The 3,867-nt window shown below is 63.0% G+C and carries 2 protein-coding genes; both read right to left on the bottom strand.

Annotation, left to right across the window (positions count from 1 at the left end):
* A partial coding sequence (gene rpoD / locus EN935_RS25765; RefSeq protein ID WP_127373743.1) for an RNA polymerase sigma factor RpoD occupies nucleotides 1-1,613 on the bottom strand: 1,613 nt, incomplete at its 3' end.
* 420 nt (nucleotides 1,614-2,033) lie between these two features.
* Nucleotides 2,034-3,867: DNA primase (dnaG, locus tag EN935_RS25760; protein ID WP_127373742.1), on the bottom strand; the 1,834-nt coding region annotated here is incomplete at its 5' end.

Raw genomic sequence — 3,867 nt, 5'->3', positions numbered from 1 at the left:
GGCTCGCGGCCGATCTCGTGCAGCATCTGGCGCGAGGTACGCACGATCTTGTTGATCGTCTCGATCATGTGCACCGGAATGCGGATGGTGCGCGCCTGATCGGCGATCGAACGGGTGATCGCCTGCCGGATCCACCACGTCGCGTAGGTCGAGAACTTGTAGCCGCGGCGGTATTCGAATTTGTCGACCGCCTTCATCAGGCCGATATTGCCTTCTTGGATCAGGTCGAGGAACTGCAGGCCGCGATTGGTGTATTTCTTGGCGATGGAGATGACGAGGCGCAGATTGGCTTCGACCATTTCCTTCTTGGCGATCGCCGCTTCGCGCTCGCCCTTCTGCACCTGGTTGACGATCTTGCGGAATTCCAGGATCGAGATCGCCGTTTCGGTGGCGAGGTTCTGGATCTCGGCGCGCAGGTCCTTGATCGCGTCCTTCTCGTTCTTGGTGAATTCCTTCCAGCCACGCGAGGTCAGATTGCCGATCGCGCGCGTCCAGTTGGGGTCGAGCTCGGAACCCTGATATTCCTTCAGGAACTCCTCGCGGCGCACGCCGTAGCTTTCGGCGAGCCTGAGCAGCTTGCCTTCGTTCTGCACCAGGCGCTTGTTGATGTCGTAGAGCTGCTCGACGAGCGCCTCGATGCGGGCCGTGTTGAGCGACAGCGACTTCACTGCCTTGATCAGCTGGTCCTTCAACTCCTTCAGCCGGCGATCCTGGCTGGGCGACAGCGTGCCGGCCGCGGCCAGACGGTTCTCGACCTGCTGGTCCTGCAGCTTGCGCAGCTTCTTGTAGGTGTCGGCGATGACGTCGAGCGTCTCCATCACCTGCGGGCGCAGTTCCGCTTCCATCGCCGCCAGCGACAGGCTCGCTTCGTCCTCGTCTTCCTCGTCGTCATCGACCAGCCCGCGCGTATCGGCGCCGACATTGGTGATGTCTTCTTCCTCGTCGCGCGAACGGCGCGGCTTGTCCTCGACCTTGGCTTCCTCGATGCGCTCGACCACCGGCGCCTGCTTGGCCTCGGGGCCGGCATAGGTGGCTTCGAGATCGATGATCTCGCGCAGCAGGATTTTCGATTCGTTGAGCTCGTCGCGCCAGATGATGATGGCCTGGAAGGTCAGCGGGCTTTCGCACAGGCCCGCAATCATCGTCTCGCGGCCGGCCTCGATGCGCTTGGCGATGGCGATTTCGCCCTCGCGCGACAAAAGCTCGACCGAGCCCATCTCGCGCAGGTACATGCGCACCGGATCGTCGGTGCGATCGGTCGGTTCTTTCTTGGTGGTGGTGGCGGCGACTGCGGTGCCGGTCTGCTCAGCCAGCTCGTTGGCGTCTTCCTCGGCATCGGCCGCCGTGTCGGCGGCCTCGGGCTCCTCGCCCTGCTCGTCGTCCTCGACCACGTTGATGCCCATGTCGGACAGCATCGCCATCGTGTCTTCGATCTGCTCGGAGGTCACTTCCTCGGAGGGCAGCACCGAATTCAGCTCGTCCATGGTGACATAGCCGCGCTTCTTGGCGGCCTTGATCATCTTCTTGACAGCATCATCGGAAAGGTCGAGCAGAGGGCCATCGGTGGCGCCTTCGCGTTCGGTTTCGACCTCTTCCTTTTCCTTTGTCGCCATAGTCTTTATCTTCTCCTCGCGGCCGAACATCGAAGCCGCGTAAGCTGTCGGACCAGTCAAATCGGATGCGCTCTTATGAAACGCGCTTCACCGGGCCAGTAACTGCATCAACTCGTTCGTTTGGTGAATGTCGTTGCCCCAAACCGGTTTCCCTTTTGGGCGACATGCATTAAGTCCAGATTAACCCTGATATCTGTGGCAGGCAGGCTGCCTGTCCAGTGACCAGTACCCTCACATCGCTTATTTCCCGTCGACGCGGGTTCGGGTTAACGTTTCGAATCGTCCTGATTCCGCCAATCTGCCAGAAGGTCAAGCGCCTCTCGCATGATTCGCATGAAAAAAGCGAATCAATTACCCGACTTAGCCCGTTACGCGCCATTTCGACGCGCAACGACGCCTTCGCGTCTCACTCGCTTCAAACTAAGCTCGCCCAGCCCTGCCCGAGGACACGCCGAAACCTTCGATCAGCGCTTCCGTCGCCTGTACATCCTGAAATTGCGCCTGAATTTCGATCAGGTGCCGGTAGTTTTCGTCTGTGGGATCGGTGGCGAGCGCCGCTTCCGCCTGTTTCAGTTCCTTATGTAAGGTGCGCGCGCTGCGCTGCAAGTGCAGTGCCTGGCTGAAAGCATCGCGGGCATCTTCAAGGGCAGCGGTCTCCAGCGCCGGCCATTGCCGCATCCGCCGGATCAGGCCGACGGCCCGCTCCCAGATCTCGGCGCAGCCGGCGCGTTCGATCGTCGCGATGACGGCCTGACGGTCATTGGCCATGTCATGCGCCATCGCATCGAGGATCGCCGCATGCAGCCGCCTCAGATCGGAGTTGGCGAGATCGAGAAACTCGATATGAGCGAAATTCTCGTCGATCAGTGCCGGATGGTTGATCAATGCGACGATGATCGTCGCTTCGCGCACCGACATCCCCTCGCCGCCGCGCTTGACCAGCGCGGATTGGCCGAGGCTTTCGGTGATCGCCATGCGGCCGCCGCCAGGCTTGGCGAACTGCCCGCCGGGAGCGGCCGCCTTGCCCTGGCCACGCTCGCCTGGCCGGCCGCCATCTTGACGCCCTTGGCGCGCACTGCGCTGCGAGCCGAAGAAGCTCAGCACGCGCTCGCGCATCTCCTGTTGATAATGGTAGCGCAGGCTTTCGTCGCGGATGCGGCTGGTCAGCTCGCGCAGGGTCTTCTCGAGCTCGGCCCGCCGCTCCGGCGTGTCGAAGACGCCGCCCGCCGTCTCACGCATCCACAACAGATCGACCAGCGGCCGTGCTTCGGCCAGCACGATGCGGAACGCATCCGGCCCTGCGGCCTTGACCAGATCGTCGGGATCCTTGCCTTCCGGCAACAGCGCGAAGCGCGCCGAGCGCCCGGCCTGCACCGACGGCAGCGCCATGTCGGCGGCCCGCCACGCCGCCTTCAGCCCGGCCTTGTCGCCGTCGAAACACAACATCGGCTCCGGCGCCATGCGCCAGAGCAGCTCGAGCTGGTTCTCGGTGAGCGCGGTGCCGAGCGGCGCCACGACATTCTCGAAGCCGGCCTGCGCCAGTGCGATCACGTCCATGTAGCCTTCAACGGCGATGACCGTGCCGCCCTTTGCGAGCGCCTTGCGGGCGCGGGCGAAATTATAGAGCACGTTGCCCTTGTGGAAGAGCTCGGTATCGGGCGAATTCATGTATTTGGCCAGCGCATCGGGCTGCAGCGCGCGGCCGCCAAAGGCGATGATCTTGCCCCTGGAATCCGGGATCGGAAACATGATGCGGTCGCGGAACCAGTCGTAGGAAACCGGGATGTCGTCGCCGTGGCGCACCAGTCCGCAGGCCTCGATATCGGCTTTCGGGACGCCCTTGGCGGCGAGATGCTCCTTGAGCGCATTTCGGCTGTCGGGGGCGAAGCCGAGCCGGAACGATTGCTGCGTCGCCGGCGTCAGCCCGCGATCCCTGAGATAGGCGCGCGCTTTGGCGCCTTCGGGTCCCTGCAGCCGCTCCTGGAAGAAGGCGGTCGCCATCTCCATAACGTCGGTCAGGCTGGCGCGTTCCTTTTCGCGCCGCTCCTCCTGCGCATCGCGAACCGGCATCGGCACGCCGGCCATGTCGGCGATCTTCTCGACCGCTTCGGGAAAGCTCATCCCGTCGAGTTCGGTGAGGAACTTGAAATGATCGCCCGAGACCGAGCAGCCGAAACAATGGTAGCGGCCCTTCTTGTCCTCGCAGTGGAAGGACGGGCTCTTCTCGCCGTGAAACGGGCAGCAGGCCCAATAG

This window comes from Mesorhizobium sp. M7D.F.Ca.US.004.03.1.1, from assembly GCF_003998635.1.
In the GTDB taxonomy this organism is placed as follows: Bacteria; Pseudomonadota; Alphaproteobacteria; order Rhizobiales; family Rhizobiaceae; genus Mesorhizobium; species Mesorhizobium loti.
The sequence above is the reverse complement of the archived record's forward strand: the minus strand, read 5'-3'. Positions and strand labels throughout refer to the sequence as shown.